Source organism: Peribacillus sp. NPDC097264 (genome assembly GCF_050277925.1).
Lineage (GTDB): Bacteria > Bacillota > Bacilli > Bacillales > DSM-1321 > Peribacillus.
Genome location: NZ_JBNNSR010000010.1, coordinates 85,198 through 103,526, shown reverse-complemented (window position 1 = coordinate 103,526; position 18,329 = coordinate 85,198). Strand labels below are relative to the sequence as shown.

Genomic DNA, 18,329 nt, shown 5'->3' with positions numbered 1-18,329 from the left:
TATTATTCAGGTTCATTCTCTTTACATATCCTAAAATTAGCTTTACTGTTTATTTATATTTTTTCCTAGATTAGAATCATTCTTCTTTATTTTTTCCTAATATATGTGTTAAGATAATACTACCATACGAAATAGATGATAAAAAACGCTTAAAAAACGTTGATTTCATCACCAATTCATTGATTGACCCTAAATATCGACCCGAAAGATGACGCTGATTATCTTTCTCAATTAGATATCCTATAAATGATAATTAATATCAGTTACGAACAATAGAGAGAAGATTACAGGAGGAACATAATGACAACAGACACTAAACAATTGACCCAGCCAACTGAATGCAACACCTCTTGGCTCGAGAAAACAAAGCCACATCTTGAACTGATTGCCGCCCTACTAAGCGGTGTATTGATCCTGGTAGGTTGGCTGTTATCTAAAAACGGAATGGAAACACCATCCATCATCATCTATTTGGCCTCCTTTGTGATCGGTGGATATGCAAAAGCAAAGGAAGGCATTGAAGATACCATCGCGGATAAAGAACTGAACGTGGAAATGTTGATGATCTTTGCAGCCATCGGATCCGCCATCATTGGCTACTGGACAGAAGGCGCGATTCTCATCTTCATCTTCGCCTTAAGCGGGGCGCTTGAAACCTACACCATGAATAAAAGCCATAAGGAAATCTCGGCCCTCATGGACCTGCAGCCGGAAGAAGCACTCCGCATCACGAATGGATATGAAGAAATCGTGGCCATTTCTGACTTGACGGTCGGCGATACCATTTTGGTTAAACCAGGTGAAAGAGTGCCATCAGACGGAAAAATCACGGATGGGCGTACGAATCTCGATGAAGCAGCCATCACAGGTGAATCCATCCCCGTCAGTAAATCCATCGACGATGAGGTATTCGCCGGAACCGTGAACCTGCGTGGAACGATCAATGTGGAGATTACGAAGCCAACAAGCGAAACGCTCTTTCAAAAAATCATTACGCTTGTTCAATCGGCCCAAAGTGAAAAGTCCCCTTCCCAACTATTCATCGAACAATTTGAAGGGAAATATGTAAAAATCGTCTTAACCATCGTAGCCTTGATGATGTTCGTTCCTCATTTCGCACTCGGTTGGAGCTGGACCGAAACCTTTTACCGGGCCATGATCTTACTTGTTGTCGCATCACCTTGTGCCCTGGTCGCCTCCATCATGCCGGCCACACTTTCCGCCATTTCGAATGGCGCACGTCATGGCATCTTGTTTAAAGGTGGCGTTCACCTGGAGAACTTAGGTAACCTGAAGGCCATCGCCTTGGATAAAACGGGTACCTTGACGAAAGGAAAACCTGAAGTGACGGATGTCATCATCCGTGAAGATTTGAACGAAGAAGAATTCCTATTCCATATTGCATCGGTTGAAAATTATTCGAACCATCCATTGGCGACTTCCATTGTCCGCTATGCTAAAACGAAGATTGAAAGAGAAATCATCAAACCCGAGGACATGGAAGATATCTCTGGTAACGGCGTGCAAGCCTATTTCAACGGGGTCCTTTGGCAAGTCGGAAAAGCCGATTTCGTCGGCCGTAATGAAGCTGAACGATTCCAGAATGGTATTGCGCTGACACTGGCTGAACAAGGAAAGACCGTTGTGTATGCACGTGATGATAAAGGGATTGCCGGCATCCTTACATTGAAAGACGTGGTCCGTGAAGAAACGATTAAAGCAATCGAAGCCTTGAAAGAAGAAGGCCTCCATACCATCATGCTGACTGGCGATAGTCACAATACGGCAAAAGCGATTGCCTCCGAAAGCCATATCGATGATTATATTGCGGAATGCCTGCCTGAAACGAAAGTAAATGAAGTGAAAAAACTTAAAGAACAATACGGCACAGTTGCGATGGTCGGAGATGGAATCAATGATGCACCTGCACTAGCTACCGCTTCTGTCGGGATCGCCATGGGTGAAGGAACCGACGTTGCCTTGGAAACGGCAGATGTCGTACTAATGAAGAATGACCTTCCGCGTATTGCGGAAGCCGTTAAGTTATCGAAGAAAATGAATCGAATCATCAAACAGAACGTGATTTTCTCGATTTCGGTCATCATGATTCTGATTTTATCCAACTTCCTGCAATTCCTTGATCTACCATTTGGCGTCATCGGTCATGAAGGAAGTACGATTCTCGTCATCCTAAACAGCTTACGGTTACTAAGGAACTAAAGAAAAGGAAGCCCGACGAAGGCTTCCTTTTTTTGTTTTGTATCCTGTAACTAGTTAGTGATAGCCATTCTTTCCATTAGCGGAACCTGACGTTTTGTGGTTCCCTTTTTTGCCTTTATGCTTCCCTTTCTTACTCATGAATGAACCCTCCCCACTTACAAGATGTGTTCATCATTAGTGTGTGTCGAAGGTTCTTGAGCTAGTCCGGTAACTATTGCCGTATGTGGTTGAATGTCGGATTATTCTTCTGAATGTCGAATTATTCATGCTCACCGTCGGATTATCCCGTCCAAAGTCAAAATATCCAGATGAACGTCGGATTCGCCGCCTAAATGGTTCAAGGACGTTCAATCACAACCTGGATCCTTTTTACTGAGGAAAGCATTGATTTCTCCGCCGACGATGATGATGAGCCCGGATAAGTAAAACCAGATCATCAGGACGATGATGCCTCCAAGGCTGCCATATGTAGCTGTATAGTTGCCGAAGTTCTCTACATAGTAAGAAAACAGCAACGAAACGAGTGCCCAGCCAGCCGTGGTGAAAATGGAACCTGGAAGGACCGTCAAACATTTCAACCGCTTGTTTGGCGCCAGCCAATACAACATGGTGAACACAATGAATAATACGATCGTACTGATCACCCAACGGAGGCTATTCCAAATCGACAAAAATTCCTCGGAAAGGCCCATTCCATCGAATAAGAAGATTCCAATCTGTTTTCCGAACACAGGAAGCAATAATGCGACAATAAAAACGAAAATCATCGCAAACGTGAGAAGAATCGACATTCCCCGGGAAATATAAAAGGGGCGGTTTTCTTTTACCCTATAAGCATGGTTAAAGGCTTTAATAATGGCATTCATCCCGTTAGAAGCCGACCAAATCGTCCCGATGACACCAAACGACAATAACGTGCCATTTGTTTGCATCACATCGCCCAAAGTATCCTCGATGATCGTCATGGAATCGTCAGGCGTGTAAGAACGTACCAGATTCAGAATATCCTCCTGAGTAAACGGCAGGTAGGCCAATAAAGTAAAAAGGAAAATAAGTAAGGGAAACAGGGAAAGTAAAAAGTAGAAGGATAGCTGGGCAGCAAGCCCCGTTACCTCATCTATCTGAAGTTGCTTGATAAACTTTCTATAGAAAGACCATTTCAGCCATTCCTTTTTATTGGCCATCCCTTCACCTCAATTTCTAATTTAAAGGACTCCGTCTTTCTGAATCTTGTTTACCAGCCGTCGTGTGCATATCCTCCGAAGTAAAAGCTTCCTTCGTTTCCATGACGACATTGGCAACCTGTGAGGGAATATTCTTCATCTCCTCGACCCTTTTCGAAATGAAGGAGACGTCATTGGAAATCTTCTCGACAGTGGAACGGAATTCCGAAGATGTTTCCTGTACTTGCGTTAACAAGTTAGAAGGATTCTGAATCATTTCCTTCATGCATGTCAAACCATTTTTACTATTGGAGATCACCGTTTTTCTTGTATTTTTATCAAAAAGACTTACCGCGGCACCGGCCAAAGCCCCAATCAAAACAGCTTGCATAAACTTACTTTTCTTTTCGCTCCTATATTCTTCTCGAACAGAACTCATATATTCTCCTCCTTGGCATATTTTAATTAATGTATATTTCCATTATACTATTTTACTACCTAGTTTTTTTATCTTTTCCCAAACCAGAGCGCTTTAAAACGTTTCCAAGCAGGAAGTCACAAGATATATCTGCATGAATTCCCATTGACTTATAAGGGCAATCATGCAAAGATAAAAATAATTTAGAAATGTGTGGAAGGATGATAGAATTGGATTTATCACAGAATACGGCAGAGAGCGTCGAGTACATGGTTGAAGCAATAAAGGACAAATTAAGAGTAATGAACTTTGGTGCGATAAAATCCACCCATTTCGATATCGAAATGTATGAAGAACTTCATGATATTTATACTTTGGTCATGAAGAAAACGAATTTCAGTGTCCGTGAAATGGAAGCCATTGCAGAAGAACTTGGAAAATTACGCAATAAATAAATCTTTGAAATCCTCCCTTCCTTGTGAGGATTTTTTTATTTTTTTGCTATACTTGAATAACAATACATAGTTTAACGATTTCAGATAGGAGCGATAAGTATGGTAGAAAGAAGAACACCCATCAAGCTGAGTGAAGCGCTAGATAAGATCATGAAACATGCATTGGAAGGACAAATGGAGATGGTCCCTCTTGAGGAATGCCACTACCGCTATTTGGCGCAGGATATTGTCGCCACAAATGATGTTCCCCACTTCAACCGCTCACCTTATGATGGATTTGCACTACGATCCGCGGATACAGCCGAAGGATCCCTAGATAATCCGCTGGAGTTCGAGGTCATTGAAGAGTTGGCCGCCGGAATGGTCTCGACCATTCCTGTACAGAAAAACCAAGTGGCCCGCATCATGACCGGCGCCCAGATGCCTATGGAATGTGACGCCGTCATCATGCTCGAGCTAACGAAAGAATTTGAAAAAGACGGAAAGAAATATATTTCTTTCAAACGTTCTCTGAAGCATGGCGAAAACGTGTCCATTAAAGGGGAAGACGCGAAGAAAGGCGATATCCTAGTCAAAAAAGGCACAATGATCAATCCTGGCATCATCGGGTTGCTTGCTACTTTCGGGTATGCCGAAGTTCCTGTTGCGAAGAAGCCCGTCGTCGGCCTATTCGCGACTGGATCTGAACTGCTTGATGTCAATGAACCCTTGCAACCTGGAAAAATCCGGAATAGTAACTCTCATGCCATCTCCGCCCAAATCCAAAGAGCAGGTGGGGAAGTCCGTTTCTACGGGAAGCTCAAGGACGAGTTTGACATAAGCTACGAGGCCATTTCCACTGCCTTGGAAGAAGTCGACCTCCTCATCACAACAGGCGGCGTGTCTGTCGGAGATTTTGACCTTCTTCCTGACATCTATAAGAAGCTCGGCGCTGACGTTTTATTCAATAAAGTAGCCATGCGTCCTGGTAGCGTGACGACGGTAGCCGTTCACGAGAACAAGTTTTTATTCGGCTTATCAGGTAATCCATCTGCAAGCTATGTCGGTTTTGAATTGTTTGCCCGGCCAATCATCCGTACCATGCTGTTTTCCGGACAACCGCATTTACGGAAGGAACAAGCTGTGCTGGCTGAAGATTTCCTGAAGGCCAACCCATTCTCCCGCCTCCTTCGTACTCGCATGTATTATGAAAACGGACAGCTTCGTGTCGTCCCTAGCGGCGTCGATAAATCGAATATCACCACAAGCCTAGCTGGGGCGAATTCACTTACCGTACTCCCTGGCGGAACACGCGGTTTTAAAACGGGAGATAGCGTGGATGTCCTGCTTCTTGATGATCAAGAAGGATCAATCTGGCCTTGGTGAAACCGTTCCTATTTCAAATAGTCGGGTACCAAAACAGAGGGAAAACGACTTTCATTACCAAACTGATTCAAGAGCTTCGGATAGAAAATCTGGAGACGGCCGTCTTGAAGCATCATGGCCATGGTGGAAAGCCTGACAATACAGGTGAGAAAGATTCCACTAAGCACTTTCAGGCTGGAGCGGCTGCTTCACTCGTGGAAGGAGACGGTTCCATTGAGTTGCTGGGGAATTTCAAATCTGGGGCCACGCTCCCGGAATTGCTTCACTTATTGGAGATTTTCCACCCCGACGTGATTTTGATTGAGGGATATAAGCGGGAGGACTTTCCTAAGGTCATCCTCCTTAAGGAGGATGAGGACTTTTCATTACTGAAACAGCTCACCAATATTCAGGCCGTGGTGGCTTGGCCCGCCTGCCTTGAACAAGCAACAAGCTTGGCAGAGGTTCCCGTGTTCCCACTGGATTCCGAACATTTTGCTGAATGGTTCATCAAGCAGGTAAAAAAACACGAATAAAGGCAAGAGGCATCCTTTAATGAAGGGTGCCTCTTGTTTTTATTGCTTATTGTTCCGTCAGAATTAGCGGGCCATTCTTTGTGATGGCAATCGTGTGCTCGAATTGTGCCGAGTACTTCCCGTCGGCAGTCGAAGCCGTCCATCCATTCGGATCTCGAGTAGCCTTATATGTACCTACGTTCACCATCGGTTCAATCGTGAAGACCATGCCTTCCTTAAGGCGCGGACCTTTATGAGGCAACCCATAATGAGGGACTTGCGGTTCTTCGTGTATGACATTCCCAATTCCGTGGCCGATAAAGTCACGGACGACAGAGAAACCTTCCGCCTCCACATAAGATTGGATGGCATGCCCAATGTCCCCAATACGATTACCAGCGACAGACACTTCAATGGCCTTATATAGGGATTCCTTCGTTACCTCCACTAAATGTTCCGTTTCTTTGGAAACCTTGCCGACTGTATACGTCCAGGCTGAATCCGAAAGTGCCCCATTATAATTCACGACCATATCAATCGTGACGATATCCCCATTCTTCAATGGCTTTTTGCGGGGAAAACCATGACAGATTTCTTCGTTGATGCTTGCACATGTCGCGTATTCATATCCCTTGTAGCCCTTTTGTTCAGGTTTGGCGCCATGTTTCTTCAAGAATCCTTCCACGAATTCTTCGATTTCCCATGTTGTCACACCTGGTGCGATTAGTTTTGCAATTTCCCTATGACAAGCAGCTAAAATCTTCCCTGATTCATGCATCGCTTGAATTTCACGTTCAGACTTTATTACGATCAATCGTTACACTTCCTTTTTTCATTCTTCTTTTATTTTACTGCAAAGATAGAAGTATATGAATCCAAAAACCTTATAAATAAAAAAATCCTGACGGCTGCCAGGATTTTTTTATTATTTTAATAACTTGAGTGATTCCCGATTGAATGCCGGAAGATCATCAGGCGTCCTGCTTGTAACAAGTTGATCGCCGCATACGACGACTTCTTCGTCCAAGTATGTTGCACCTGCATATTCCATATCAACCTTGATGGATGTATACCCTGTTGCATGGCGTCCTTCAAGGGCTTTAGCCGTAATTAACAGCTGTGGTCCATGACAGATGGCAAACACGGGTTTCTTGGCATCCATGAATGCCTTGGTAAACGTTACAAAGCGTTCGTCCGCCCGTAGAATGTCCGGTGAAAAGCCACCTGGGATAAGCAACGCATCAAAGTCTTCCGCTTTCACAGAATCTATGCTCTCATCGATTGTAATTTCAACGTCACCTTGTTTCCCTTTAACCGTTTTGCCTTTTTCCATCTCAATCGTCGTTACCGTGTGACCCGCTTCTTTAAAAGCTTTGACCGGTTCACTATACTCTGAATCCTCAACCATATCAGTTACTACACATGCTATTTTCTTACTCATAAAAAAATTCATCTCCTCAATTTTGATCGAATGAACTTACTTTATTTATATTCCCTGATTAGACAGGATTAAACACATAAATTGCCCTCTTCATAGAAGTCTCCCATGGTAGTCCCTATCGAATGCTTGCTTCTTAAAACTTGTTTTTACAAAAGCACCCCTTCAGTAGCATGTACTACTATAATCCTTTTAAATAAAGGCTGTTTTCGTAAACTTTATTGTTTTGGGTAAAGAATGGTATTCAACAATCGGGCCAGATTGTGGAGCAACAACTTTAAATAAAACTGAATATAAATGACATTCTAAAAAAATACTCAAACTACCTTATAGAATAATTGAAGAATAGGATTATACAATAAGGCAGTGGAGAAATTTATGAGGTGCTTTGGTTATAATCTTATTTTTGGCATGGGCCAAAACGAATAAAGATAAGCAATAATAGTGATTAATTTGCTCATGATGTAGAAGATAATGCTACTAATGTACCCTGAAAATTAGATTTTCACTCTAACTTTTGGGGTACATTAATAGTTAGGACATGCGTTAGGACATGTATTTGCTTTTGGTTTTCGATAAGTTTATTGTATTATTTTTTATTAAATGAACTAATAAGGCGAATAAAGGCAAGGCTGTTCCAATGAGTAAAGCTACTTCACTATTAAATTTATAGTAAGTATAACTTCCAATCCATGAACCAAAGGCTCCTCCCAAAAAGAAAATAGTCATATATAATCCATTAAGTCTGTTTCTTATTTCGGGATTCAAACCAAAGATAACTTTTTGACCTAATAATAAATTTCCTGATACCCCAATATCGATGCTAATTCCGGAGATAAGAATTAAAATTATACTCAATAGTGAATGATCTTGAACAAAAAATAATAGTAAGATAGATAATAGTACGAGCGCCATTGATACATTCGTCATTGTAAAAATATAACCTTTATCTGCTATTTTACCAATAGTAGGAGCTAACAAAGCTCCAGCTATTGCAACAAAGCCAATTAATGCAATTTCATTATTCGAAAAATTTAGTGGCTCAGACCTTAATAATATTGGCATTATCGTCCAATAGAGACTAAATGTTGCAAATAAACATGCGTGATAAAAAGCTCTTTGTTGTAAAGGAGATGTATTTATTAATAACTTCACCATAGAAGCGATTAAATATGGATATGACATGTTACTAGACGTTACTACCTCATAGTTGGGCAAAAATTTTATAATTAACAGTAATACGGCAACTAGCGTGATTAATGAAAAAAGAAATACCATTCTCCATCCGAACCAGTCAGCTATTCCGATAGATAAAGGGCGAGCAATCATAATCCCAATCAATAAACCACTCATCACTTTACCCACATATTTACCTGTCTCTTCAATGGGTACAATCCTCATTGTTAGTGGAACTAACATTTGAGCCGCACATGCTCCAATGCCAATTATGGTTGTTAATATTGTGAAAATAATTCCATTTGTCGAAATTAGCATACCAATTAATGAAATAATAGTAAGCCCGATAAGAATTCCTATTATTTTCTTACTTTTAAATAAGTCAGCCATTGGTACGATGAAAAATAAGCCCAATCCATACCCAATTTGTGTAAAGGTAGTGAGCAATCCAGATAAATCAGAAGAGATGTTCAGATCTTTTGCAATGAATTGTACAATTGGTTGTGCATAATAAATATTAGCAGCAAGTGAACCACAACTAATTGCCAAAATAAATATTAGAAAATTTATCTTCTTAGTCAATTTCATCATTCCTTTTGTTTATTATTTTTTGGTACGTTCGTTCCAAAAAGCTTAAAAAAGAAAGACTATAGGTCTTCAATAGTCTTATCCACTAAATTATAGGCTAGATTTTTTTCTTTTTTATACTTGGACATTAAATTAATACTATGATTTAAACTTAATAAAGAATATGCCACTAATTCAGAGTTTGCTTCTTGTGAAATTTCTCCATTGTCTTTTCCTTTTTCAATAACTTGCTTAAATACTTTTTCAAGTTCATTAAAATCATATATAAGTATTTTTTCTATGGAAGGATCAATGTGTCCAATAAGCAATGAAGAATTAGTTATAATACAACTTTTAGGAATGTCATCTGAATAGCATTTTTCAATATGTTGATAAAAAAAAGATTTAAGTGATACTTTAGTGTTTATTCCATTAAAAAGTAAATCTCTCTTTCGAGAGCCAAAGTTTTTATAATGCTCTAAAACGAGTTTAAATAGTTCATCTTTATCACCAAAACTAGTATAGAGAGTAGACCGACTTATTCCCATTGTTTCAATAAGATCTGAGATATATGTAGCGTCATAACCTTTTTCCCAAAATAAATACATAGCTTTATCTAAGGCATGTTCTTTGTTAAAACTAATATTTCTACCCAATTTATAACACCTCCGTTCATGTAGTTTAGTATAAAGATTTCGGAATGATGAGTCCAGAGAAATTTATCTTGAAATCAAGTCTTCCGTTAAAGGGCGCAATTGTGGAAGAAGGCCCACTTTTCTCCATAGCAACAACCTTTGAGAAAACAGCCTAAATAAAAAAAAAGATAAGAGTCCTGATCTCTTATCACATGTTGTCGTCTATAGTTGGTGCTTCGGGTACTTGCCCACCACATGAATCGCACTGATAATTCTCTTGTTGATCCATTTCCGGTTTTCTTCCGTATTCAACCTCTCGAATACGATTCTCCGCCCTTCATCCGTCGTTACATAATAAGTGGGAAGGGCGTTCAACGAAATGGTGATGATATCATTCTTGCATTTATTACATGGACAAAATGTTTGATAATCCGTACCGGCCATTAGTATCTGGACCCAAGCGACTACGATTTCTTCCATCACATTAGTAAATTCTCTTTCCATAAAAACTCCTTCGTAAAGAAAAACCTGTCCATTCCAGACAGGTTCTCACTCATTTATCGGGGTACGTGGAACGATCAAAATCTCAACCCGTCGATTTTTAGCCCGGCCTTGTGCCGTCTTATTGGATGCGACCGGCTTAAATTCCCCGTAGCCTTTAGCACTGAACATTTCAGGATCCAAGTTCGTATTCTCAAGAAGCAGCTTCATGAAGTTCACTGCACGCATGACGCTTAAATCCCAATTCGAATCATAGCGATACGTCTTGATGGGAACATTGTCGGTGTGGCCGCTTATGACAATGCCCCGAGGCAAGTCCATAACAAGCAGACTCGAAATCTCCTTGGCAATCCTGCGATCTTCAATTCTCACTTCCGATACTCCCGATTCGAACAGCACATTATCCCTGATGGAAATCAACATGCCTTCATCCGTAAGGTTCGTATCAAGCTCGTCCACTAAATCATTTTCCTGAATATAGGCATTAACCCGTTTCTGTACTTCCATAAGTTGTTGTTCCTCGCTCTTACCCTGCCCCTTCGTCCCTTTAATCCCTGTCATTTGTTCAGGGGACGTGGGATTATTACTGGGGGAGTCACTCGGGTATTCCATGAATCCCGTTCCGCTCGTGAACACTTGGTTAAACACATTGGACAATTGTTGGAATTTGACTGCATCCACCGAACTTGATGCAAATAGAACGATGAAAAGAGCCAGAAGCAGCGTCAATATATCCGCATAGGGGACCAACCAAGATTCATCAATATGTTCGTCATGCTTTTGTTTCTTTTTCCGCCTAGCCATCTTCTCTCACATCGCCTTCTAACCACTTTTTACGATCTCCAGCAGGCAAATAAGATGTTAGTTTTTGTTCAATCGTCCTTGGCGCTTCTCCTTCGATGATCGACAAAATCCCTTCAATCATCATTTCCTTGATGCGGACTTCCTGTTGCGATTTCCGTTTCAGCTTATTCGCAAAGGGATGCCATAACACATATCCTGTGTAAATCCCCATAAGGGTCGCAACGAAAGCGGCAGATATCGCATGCCCCAATGCCTCGCTATCAGCCATGTTACCCAATGCCGCAATCAGCCCGATAACAGCACCCAACACGCCAAGCGTCGGGGCATAGGTGCCTGCCTGGCTAAAGATGGCCGCTCCACTGTGGTGACGTTCTTCCATTGCCTCTATTTCTTCAGCCAATATATCTCGAATATAATCAGCACTCTGACCTTCCACTGCAAGGTTCAACCCATTTTTCAAAAAGGTGTTATCCACCTGATCCGATATGGTTTCCAAGGCCAATAACCCTTCTTTCCTGGCGATGACCGCCCATTCGGAAAAGGTTTTAATCAATTCTTCAGGCTTTGTCAGCTTTTGTTCAAGGAAAAGGATCTTCAATATTTTTGGCAATCTTTTCAATTCAGATAAAGGAAAAGCCGTTACAACCGCAGCCACTGTTCCCACAATGATAATCATGATAGCTGCCGGGTTAATCAGCGCCGTTACGCTTACGCCTTTCAGAACCATTCCCACTAAAATAGCCACTATACCAAGAACTATACCTACAACCGATGTTATATCCATCATACTCACCCATTCATATAAAATCTCGTCTGCTCCTTATATCGGATAAAGTTCGGAAAAAGTGAGGATTATTTTACTATTCCGATAGATTGAATGTAAAAATTCTATCTTTTTTCACAAAGTCTCCCTATATTCATCCTTATACAGCAACCATTCTATCGCATATTTCGCAATATAGGGACAATTTATGACAAAAAGGGAAGAAACGGTTATTTTAAACAGTCGTGTTTATCCCTTCCCTTTGGATGAGTTCACTTGTTTCTCCAAAGTTTAGGTACCCATTTGATGCCCTCCGTTCCAATGACACTTCCTACCATCCCCATTATTACGCTGGCAGAAATAATTTTGACCGCGTAAAAAATCCCAGTACCCGTTATGAGATCGATGATTAAAAAGTTTTTGATGGATGATCCTTTGATGCTATAGAATACAATTTGATGTTGTTTTTTTGTAGTCAACCAATCACATACTTTCATCTTTTTTTCTATAGGTATGATGAATAAGGATTGTCATATGCCCTTTCTGGAGCCGTCACAACAGCAAAAAGGCCACCCGTTGAGATTGGCGGCCTTCTCCACTCTATTCGTTTTTCATTAGGACCCTAGGAAACTACACGACCTTTACCTTCCCCCTTTTTTTCACTAAGTAGTAAGCCGTTATCAATGCTGTAATAGGAATCACAAGGGCTACACCCGTTCCCGCACAAAATATCGTGATCATTTCAGCACTGAATATTTTCGAATTGACGATTTCTCCAACAGAATAAGCTAAGTCCTTAAACCAGATAAGCAATGCCAGATAGCCACCAAAGAAAGCAAAGAACAATGTATTCGTACTGGTTCCCAGGATGTCCCTCCCAATGCTCATTCCAAATTCAAATAAATCTTTCCTGGTGCTGGATGGATGGTGGAGAAACATTTCCCGCATGGGAGACGAAATGGCCATGGCTGTGTCGATAATGGCGCCAATCGTACTCATGATAATGACTGAAACGCCTACCTTCAAAAAGTCCACACCTATATAAAGGGAAAAGATGCTAAGCTCTTCAATTTCTTCTTCACCAAACCCCTGGATCATCGCACGTTCCGTCACCACGACGATAAAAAAGAGGACGATGACAATCGTGATGAGCGTAGAAACGAAGGCTGTCTTGGTCGTACTGTTTACTTCATTAATAAAGAACAACGTGATATAACTAATCACCGTACATGCAATCAATGTGACGATATACGGATCATTATGTGGATTTTTCATAAAGAAGATGGCAAAAAGCAACACACCAAAGTTAAAGAATAAAGCAAAAAATGAACGTGCTCCTTTTTTCCCACCGATCGAGATCATCAAGATAAATAATATGCCTGCTAGTAATACCAATACATTCATGTTCTTCCCTTCCTTCGATTAACGAAATAGATCGAAATATATAAACCTATCGGAATCGTTAGCACGATGCCAATCCCCCCGGCAAGGGCACGGGCCAATTCTAATGATAGGTTCATGGAAAGGGTGAATCCCAACGTGGAAGCATTCTTCAAATACAAAAGAATCACGGGGATGGAACCGCTTATGTAGGCAAAAAACAAAATATTCGTCATGGTTCCCATAATATCTTTCCCTATTTCCAATCCAGAGGCTTTCAGGGCTTTTACGGATATGTCATTATTCTTTTCATACAACCCAAAGATCGAAGAAGACATGGTAATCCCTATATCCATCACAGCTCCTAAAGATCCGATAAACAAGCCTGCATAAAACACCATTTTATAAGGCCTGGTGAGAAATTGCATTTCTTCATATCGGAGGCCATTTTCTCCCGTTAGCCACATAGCAAGATAGGTAATGAACAACGAGGAAAAAGTCCCTAGGAGCGTCGCAATGATGGCTGCGTATGTTTTTTCATTAAAACCGTTAACGAGTAAGAGGGAAAGGACCGTAAATAGAATGATCGCTATGCCGCATATCCAGACCAGGCTGATGCCTGATGTACTCATATAAAAGTCCAGGGCATAGGACAACAAAACGGCATTGACCACCAAACTTATAACGGAAAGCAGCCCCTGCTTTTGACCAACGATCAGGAGGGTAAAAATAAACACCCATGCCACAATCACCACATATTTATCACGTTTGACATCTTTAATCGTTCCGGCTAATTCCGGGCCCTCTCCATCTTTTGCATCGATCGAAACGAATAAATCATTTCCAACTTTGTATTCTTGATCATAGGCACCAGATGAGGAATATTCATTCTTTAACGTAATAAGCTGCCCTTTTTCTTCTCCATTTTGCAATTGGGCTACGATACTCTGTGTAAATAGCCGATCTTCATTGAGATACATATCATCCATTTCCGTTGTACTTTCCAGATTTGTCTTGATGACTTTGGCTATAGGGCCTTCATAGAATGAATAATTGTGAGTCACAAAGAAAACGGAAGCGACAAAACAAAGGGCAATGATGATGTACACCCAAACTTTCTTGTAACCGATTTTTTTAACTGTATTTGCGATAATGTTCAAAAAAAAACCTCCATATATCAGGTGGCCAAAAGGAAAGATGGCGGCAGGTTTGGCTGACTACATCCTACCTTACCAGTATGTAATTTTTTTATCTTATCATGAACACATGACGTTTATGAAATTAAAACCAATGGATGATAACTTTTTCATTGAGGCAGACGGAAAAGACGGGAGCCCTCACTCCCGCCTTTTCTGTCTTCCCTGTCTCCGATCCAGCACTTTGATGAGTGGCGACACTAAAAACAAGATGAATAAAATCCTGAATAAGTGAAAGCTTGTGACCACGGATACATCAACGGAAACGGACATGGCCGTGACCGCCATTTCTGCCACACCACCGGGGGCCATGCTTAAAAACAATTCATTGGCCGGCAAGGATAGGACTGGTGAAAAGTAAACCGCAAGATAGTAACAAAAACCGATTAGCAAAACATTACTCACGAAAACCACCGCGAACATCTTCCTGAAAAGCCGTGGATTATCGACTTTCAATGTGAATCCCAGATGGGCACCAATCAGAAGCTGGGACAAGTTCAACCAGAAGCCTGGAATATGTGGTGCTTCAGATCCTGTCAAATTGAACAGAGCCGCCGCAATGAGTGGTCCTAAAAGGAAAGGAAGTGGGAAATGAACCTTTATGGCAATGAAAATGAATAACGCCAGAGCTGCAATCAGTAGGAGAGCCAAGGTCCCGTCATAATCAAACATAAAGAACGGCCCTTTTGCCATCGTCGCCGTTGCTTCGGAATCCACAGACATGACATGGGTGACGAGCCAAGGTACGATCGATATGACGAGAATGACCCGAAGCGTCTGCATGAAGCCGACAACCGTTTCGTCACTGTCTTTCATTTCCTCGCTCAGGATCACCATTTGAGACAGGCCTCCCGGGAAGCTTCCAAGAAGCGAGGTGCTCATCGATAAGTTCATTCTTTTTCCTACGAACAAGCCTGTTACTACGGTGAACAAAATCAGCACCACCGTGGTAAAAAGCATGACGGGCAAATATTCGCTCATTTCATGTAACGATTGTTTCGTAAATGAACTGCCCAGTTGTAAGCCGAGGATGATCAGTCCGGTGCTTCTTAGCGTTCTCGACCACAACATCGAGTGTCCCCATTTGATTTTTGCGATCATCACCACAAATAACGGTCCGAGCATCCACGGTAAATAGATGCCAAGTTTGTCGAACAGGTACCCTCCTAGAAACGCCAGTAAAGCTGTGAAAGTCATTTTTAAACTCTTATGATCCGATATGAATGTCTTCAATTCCATAACCTTCTTATCTATAAAAATTCCACTTACATAGTACCATAACTTATTTGACGGAATTTATCCCTTGTCTTGTCTTCATTTCAAACTCAGAGTATGATGGGGAAAATAACAGAAAGTATGGGAATTCTACTATGCGTTTACGAGATTGGGATACGAACTTAAAGATTCGCCTTGCCGGGGAATCTGTCGTCAATATATCATTTTGGATGTTTTTTCCGTTCCTTGCGATTTACTTCTCCGAATCGTTCGGGAAAACAACCGCTGGATTACTGCTGATTTTCTCGCAGTTCTTTGCGGTTGTTGCCAATTTATTTGGGGGATATTGTGCTGATCGATTCGGAAGAAAGCGGATGATGGTCATTTCCACCTTCGGCCAAGGCATAGCCTACATATTCTTTGCATGGGCCAGCTCCCCTTGGCTGGATTCACCCAGCATCGGGTTTATCAGCTTCACCGCCGTCAGCATATTCAGCGCCTTTTATAATCCTGCCAGCCAGGCAATGGTCGCTGATGTGATTCCAGAAAAAGACCGCAGTGGCGTCTTCGCCGTATTTTATACGTCCATCAATATTGCCGTGGTCATAGGTCCGATTTTGGGAGGGATTTTTTATGCGACCCACCGTTTCGAACTGTTAGCCCTTGCTGCCATCATCAATATCCTGTTAGGTTTCATCCTGCAAACATGGGTCAAAGAAACGGCTCTCCTATCCATTCAGGAAAAGGGATCAGGAAAAAGGGTTAACGGATTCTCTTTTTTACTGAACCAACTACGAGACTATCAAGTCATTTTCCGTGATAAGGTGTTTCTACTTTTCATCATCGCAGGCGTCTTGGTCTATCAAACGTTCATGCAGCTCGACCTTTTGTTCCCTGTCTATATTAATGAAATGGTCGATCCGCAATCCATATTTTCGATCACACTACAGGAAGAGCAGATTTTCGGATTCTTGCTTGCGGAAAATGGATTATTCGTGGCCCTCTTAACCATTACCGTCACGAAATGGGCATCCATGTATAAAGAAAGAAATGTATTCATCATCTCTTCTCTGATATACAGCTTTTCCATGATTTTATTTGGTGCGACCCAATGGGTTTGGGGATTATTCATCGCCATCGCCTTATTTTCCATTGCCGAGCTATTAACGGCCGGCATCCAGCAAGGATTTGTTTCGAAATTGGCCCCAGCACATATGCGTGGCCAGTATTTCGCTGCATCAAGCTTACGTTTCACCATTGGCAGGATGCTTGCCCCACTAGCCATACCGATGACAGGGTGGATTGGATATAATGGGACATTCCTCATGATCAGTATCCTTGCCGTCTTGAGTGCCGTTCTATATTTCATCATGTTTTCCCTGTATGAAAAGACTAAAGTCCAGATTCCATAATCTAACTCCATTTCCTACCCCCATAAACTTACCATTAGAGGTAGAATCATTATATAGGGGTCAAAACTCTTATGGAGGGGTGACTAGATGTTATCAAATACAGAAATTGGTATAGACTTAGGAACGGCAAATACACTCGTTTACAGTAAAAACAAAGGAATCATATTCAATGAGCCATCAGTAGTGGCCATAGATATAGTGACTAATAAAGTATTGGCAGTCGGCCTGGAAGCGAAGAATATGATTGGGAAGACACCTGGCCATATCGTCGCCATCCGCCCATTGAAAGACGGGGTCATTGCGGATTTCGATGTGACCGCACAAATGCTTAAGGAAATCATGAAAAAAGCTAGCAAGGCGATTGGCTTATCGATCCGTAAACCGAATGTGGTCGTATGTACGCCATCCGGTTCCACATCCGTTGAAAGAAGGGCCATTCAGGATGCGGTTAAAAATTGCGGAGCCAAACAGGTTCATCTGATCGAAGAGCCCGTTGCTGCTGCCATAGGAGCTGGACTTCCTGTAGAAGAACCGGTCGCGAATGTCATCGTCGACATTGGTGGAGGTACGACTGAGGTAGCGATCATCTCGTATGGTGGAGTCGTTTCATGTAATTCGGTCCGTATCGGTGGCGATCAACTGGATGAGGATATCTGTCAATATGTAAGAAAAAAACATAACATATTGATTGGGGAACGAACTGCCGAACAAATAAAAATGGAAATCGGCTACGCGCTCATCGACCATTCTCCATTGACCATGGAAGTCAGGGGGCGTGACCTCGTGACGGGTCTTCCGAAGCCCATTACGATTACGTCCTTGGAAGTTCAGGAAGCCATTCAAGAATCCTTGCTTCATATTTTAGAAGCCATCCGTTCCACGTTGGAAGAATGCCCTCCTGAATTAAGTGGGGACATCGTCGACCAAGGCGTGGTCCTTTCCGGGGGCGGAGCCTTGCTTAGCGGGATGCAGGATTGGTTGATGAAAGAACTCATCGTGCCCGTCGAGCTTGCCGATAGTCCGCTTGAATCTGTTGCCATTGGGACAGGCCGTTCACTCGAGATCATTACCAAATTACAAAAAGCCGTTTATTGATAGTATGCGAGAGGGAATCCTTATTAGGGGGT

19 protein-coding genes are annotated in these 18,329 nt (G+C 41.9%); 6 read left to right on the top strand and 13 right to left on the bottom strand.

The features are described from left to right. Nucleotides 1–300: 300 nt before the first annotated feature. A complete protein-coding gene (locus ACQKL0_RS16520; RefSeq protein ID WP_402989124.1) occupies nt 301–2,220 on the top strand; it encodes a heavy metal translocating P-type ATPase in 1,920 nt (639 codons plus the stop codon). Between the two features lie 347 nt (nt 2,221–2,567). Here ACQKL0_RS16520 and ACQKL0_RS16515 read toward each other — a convergent pair whose 3' ends face one another. Next, nucleotides 2,568–3,404, bottom strand: a complete 837-nt coding sequence (locus ACQKL0_RS16515) for a YihY/virulence factor BrkB family protein (protein WP_402871780.1) — start codon at nt 3,402–3,404, stop codon at nt 2,568–2,570. 16 nt (nt 3,405–3,420) lie between these two features. Then, complete coding sequence (locus tag ACQKL0_RS16510; protein WP_402871783.1) at nt 3,421–3,822, bottom strand: YtxH domain-containing protein; 402 nt, start codon at nt 3,820–3,822, stop codon at nt 3,421–3,423. A 209-nt stretch (nt 3,823–4,031) separates the two neighbouring features. Here ACQKL0_RS16510 and ACQKL0_RS16505 point away from each other — a divergent pair, with 209 nt between their 5' ends. From ACQKL0_RS16505 to mobB, 3 genes are all read left to right on the top strand, one after another. Continuing rightward, entirely contained in the window at nt 4,032–4,256 is a 225-nt protein-coding gene (locus ACQKL0_RS16505) for a DUF1128 domain-containing protein (protein ID WP_402871786.1), read from the top strand. A 99-nt stretch (nt 4,257–4,355) separates the two neighbouring features. Next, nucleotides 4,356–5,621 (top strand): molybdopterin molybdotransferase MoeA, encoded by a 1,266-nt coding sequence (locus ACQKL0_RS16500; RefSeq protein WP_402989127.1) that lies wholly within the window; start codon nt 4,356–4,358, stop codon nt 5,619–5,621. After that, nucleotides 5,618–6,136, top strand: coding sequence for a molybdopterin-guanine dinucleotide biosynthesis protein B (gene mobB, locus ACQKL0_RS16495; protein ID WP_402872306.1), 519 nt, complete (start codon nt 5,618–5,620; stop codon nt 6,134–6,136). Before ACQKL0_RS16500 ends, mobB begins: the two co-directional genes overlap by 4 nt. A gap of 46 nt (nt 6,137–6,182) precedes the next feature. Here the strand turns inward: mobB and map are convergent, their stop codons facing one another. From map to ACQKL0_RS16440, 11 genes are all read right to left on the bottom strand, one after another. Next, nucleotides 6,183–6,929, bottom strand: coding sequence for a type I methionyl aminopeptidase (map, locus tag ACQKL0_RS16490; RefSeq protein ID WP_402871791.1), 747 nt, complete (start codon nt 6,927–6,929; stop codon nt 6,183–6,185). 111 nt (nt 6,930–7,040) lie between these two features. After that, nucleotides 7,041–7,556 (bottom strand): type 1 glutamine amidotransferase domain-containing protein, encoded by a 516-nt coding sequence (locus ACQKL0_RS16485; RefSeq protein WP_402871794.1) that lies wholly within the window; start codon nt 7,554–7,556, stop codon nt 7,041–7,043. 543 nt (nt 7,557–8,099) lie between these two features. After that, nucleotides 8,100–9,320, bottom strand: a complete 1,221-nt coding sequence (locus ACQKL0_RS16480; protein WP_402989130.1) for an MFS transporter — start codon at nt 9,318–9,320, stop codon at nt 8,100–8,102. Between the two features lie 56 nt (nt 9,321–9,376). Next, nucleotides 9,377–9,952, bottom strand: a complete 576-nt coding sequence (locus tag ACQKL0_RS16475; RefSeq protein WP_402958917.1) for a TetR/AcrR family transcriptional regulator — start codon at nt 9,950–9,952, stop codon at nt 9,377–9,379. A 201-nt stretch (nt 9,953–10,153) separates the two neighbouring features. After that, a complete protein-coding gene (locus ACQKL0_RS16470; protein WP_402871797.1) occupies nt 10,154–10,435 on the bottom strand; it encodes a late competence development ComFB family protein in 282 nt (93 codons plus the stop codon). A 45-nt stretch (nt 10,436–10,480) separates the two neighbouring features. Next, nucleotides 10,481–11,236 carry a flagellar motor protein MotB gene (motB, locus tag ACQKL0_RS16465; protein ID WP_402958915.1) on the bottom strand — a complete coding sequence of 252 codons (756 nt, stop codon included), beginning with the start codon at nt 11,234–11,236 and terminating at the stop codon, nt 10,481–10,483. After that, nucleotides 11,229–12,020 carry a flagellar motor stator protein MotA gene (motA, locus tag ACQKL0_RS16460; protein ID WP_402871803.1) on the bottom strand — a complete coding sequence of 264 codons (792 nt, stop codon included), beginning with the start codon at nt 12,018–12,020 and terminating at the stop codon, nt 11,229–11,231. The genes motB and motA overlap by 8 nt, the downstream gene beginning before the upstream one ends. A 251-nt stretch (nt 12,021–12,271) precedes the next feature. Next, nucleotides 12,272–12,478 carry a hypothetical protein gene (locus ACQKL0_RS16455; protein WP_402989133.1) on the bottom strand — a complete coding sequence of 69 codons (207 nt, stop codon included), beginning with the start codon at nt 12,476–12,478 and terminating at the stop codon, nt 12,272–12,274. Between the two features lie 151 nt (nt 12,479–12,629). Beyond that, nucleotides 12,630–13,403 (bottom strand): YibE/F family protein, encoded by a 774-nt coding sequence (locus ACQKL0_RS16450; protein WP_427688634.1) that lies wholly within the window; start codon nt 13,401–13,403, stop codon nt 12,630–12,632. Continuing rightward, nucleotides 13,400–14,539 (bottom strand): YibE/F family protein, encoded by a 1,140-nt coding sequence (locus ACQKL0_RS16445; RefSeq protein WP_402871812.1) that lies wholly within the window; start codon nt 14,537–14,539, stop codon nt 13,400–13,402. The genes ACQKL0_RS16450 and ACQKL0_RS16445 overlap by 4 nt, the downstream gene beginning before the upstream one ends. A 177-nt stretch (nt 14,540–14,716) precedes the next feature. Beyond that, nucleotides 14,717–15,808, bottom strand: coding sequence for an AbrB family transcriptional regulator (locus ACQKL0_RS16440; protein ID WP_402871814.1), 1,092 nt, complete (start codon nt 15,806–15,808; stop codon nt 14,717–14,719). A 137-nt stretch (nt 15,809–15,945) separates the two neighbouring features. Between ACQKL0_RS16440 and ACQKL0_RS16435 the strand changes: the two genes are divergently transcribed. Both ACQKL0_RS16435 and mreBH read left to right on the top strand, forming a co-directional pair. Beyond that, a complete protein-coding gene (locus tag ACQKL0_RS16435) occupies nt 15,946–17,202 on the top strand; it encodes an MDR family MFS transporter (protein WP_427688631.1) in 1,257 nt (418 codons plus the stop codon). Between the two features lie 87 nt (nt 17,203–17,289). Next, nucleotides 17,290–18,297 (top strand): rod-share determining protein MreBH, encoded by a 1,008-nt coding sequence (gene mreBH / locus ACQKL0_RS16430; RefSeq protein WP_402871816.1) that lies wholly within the window; start codon nt 17,290–17,292, stop codon nt 18,295–18,297. Nucleotides 18,298–18,329: the final 32 nt, after the last annotated feature.

Coding starts and splice junctions, on each gene's coding strand:
- ACQKL0_RS16520 (WP_402989124.1), top strand. CDS start 301: ATGACAACAGACACTAAACAATTGACCCAGCCAACTGAATGCAACACC.
- ACQKL0_RS16515 (WP_402871780.1), bottom strand. CDS start 3,404: ATGGCCAATAAAAAGGAATGGCTGAAATGGTCTTTCTATAGAAAGTTT.
- ACQKL0_RS16510 (WP_402871783.1), bottom strand. CDS start 3,822: ATGAGTTCTGTTCGAGAAGAATATAGGAGCGAAAAGAAAAGTAAGTTT.
- ACQKL0_RS16500 (WP_402989127.1), top strand. CDS start 4,356: ATGGTAGAAAGAAGAACACCCATCAAGCTGAGTGAAGCGCTAGATAAG.
- ACQKL0_RS16485 (WP_402871794.1), bottom strand. CDS start 7,556: ATGAGTAAGAAAATAGCATGTGTAGTAACTGATATGGTTGAGGATTCA.
- ACQKL0_RS16480 (WP_402989130.1), bottom strand. CDS start 9,320: ATGATGAAATTGACTAAGAAGATAAATTTTCTAATATTTATTTTGGCA.
- ACQKL0_RS16470 (WP_402871797.1), bottom strand. CDS start 10,435: ATGGAAAGAGAATTTACTAATGTGATGGAAGAAATCGTAGTCGCTTGG.
- motB (WP_402958915.1), bottom strand. CDS start 11,236: ATGGCTAGGCGGAAAAAGAAACAAAAGCATGACGAACATATTGATGAA.
- motA (WP_402871803.1), bottom strand. CDS start 12,020: ATGGATATAACATCGGTTGTAGGTATAGTTCTTGGTATAGTGGCTATT.
- ACQKL0_RS16450 (WP_427688634.1), bottom strand. CDS start 13,403: ATGAATGTATTGGTATTACTAGCAGGCATATTATTTATCTTGATGATC.
- ACQKL0_RS16435 (WP_427688631.1), top strand. CDS start 15,946: ATGCGTTTACGAGATTGGGATACGAACTTAAAGATTCGCCTTGCCGGG.
- mreBH (WP_402871816.1), top strand. CDS start 17,290: ATGTTATCAAATACAGAAATTGGTATAGACTTAGGAACGGCAAATACA.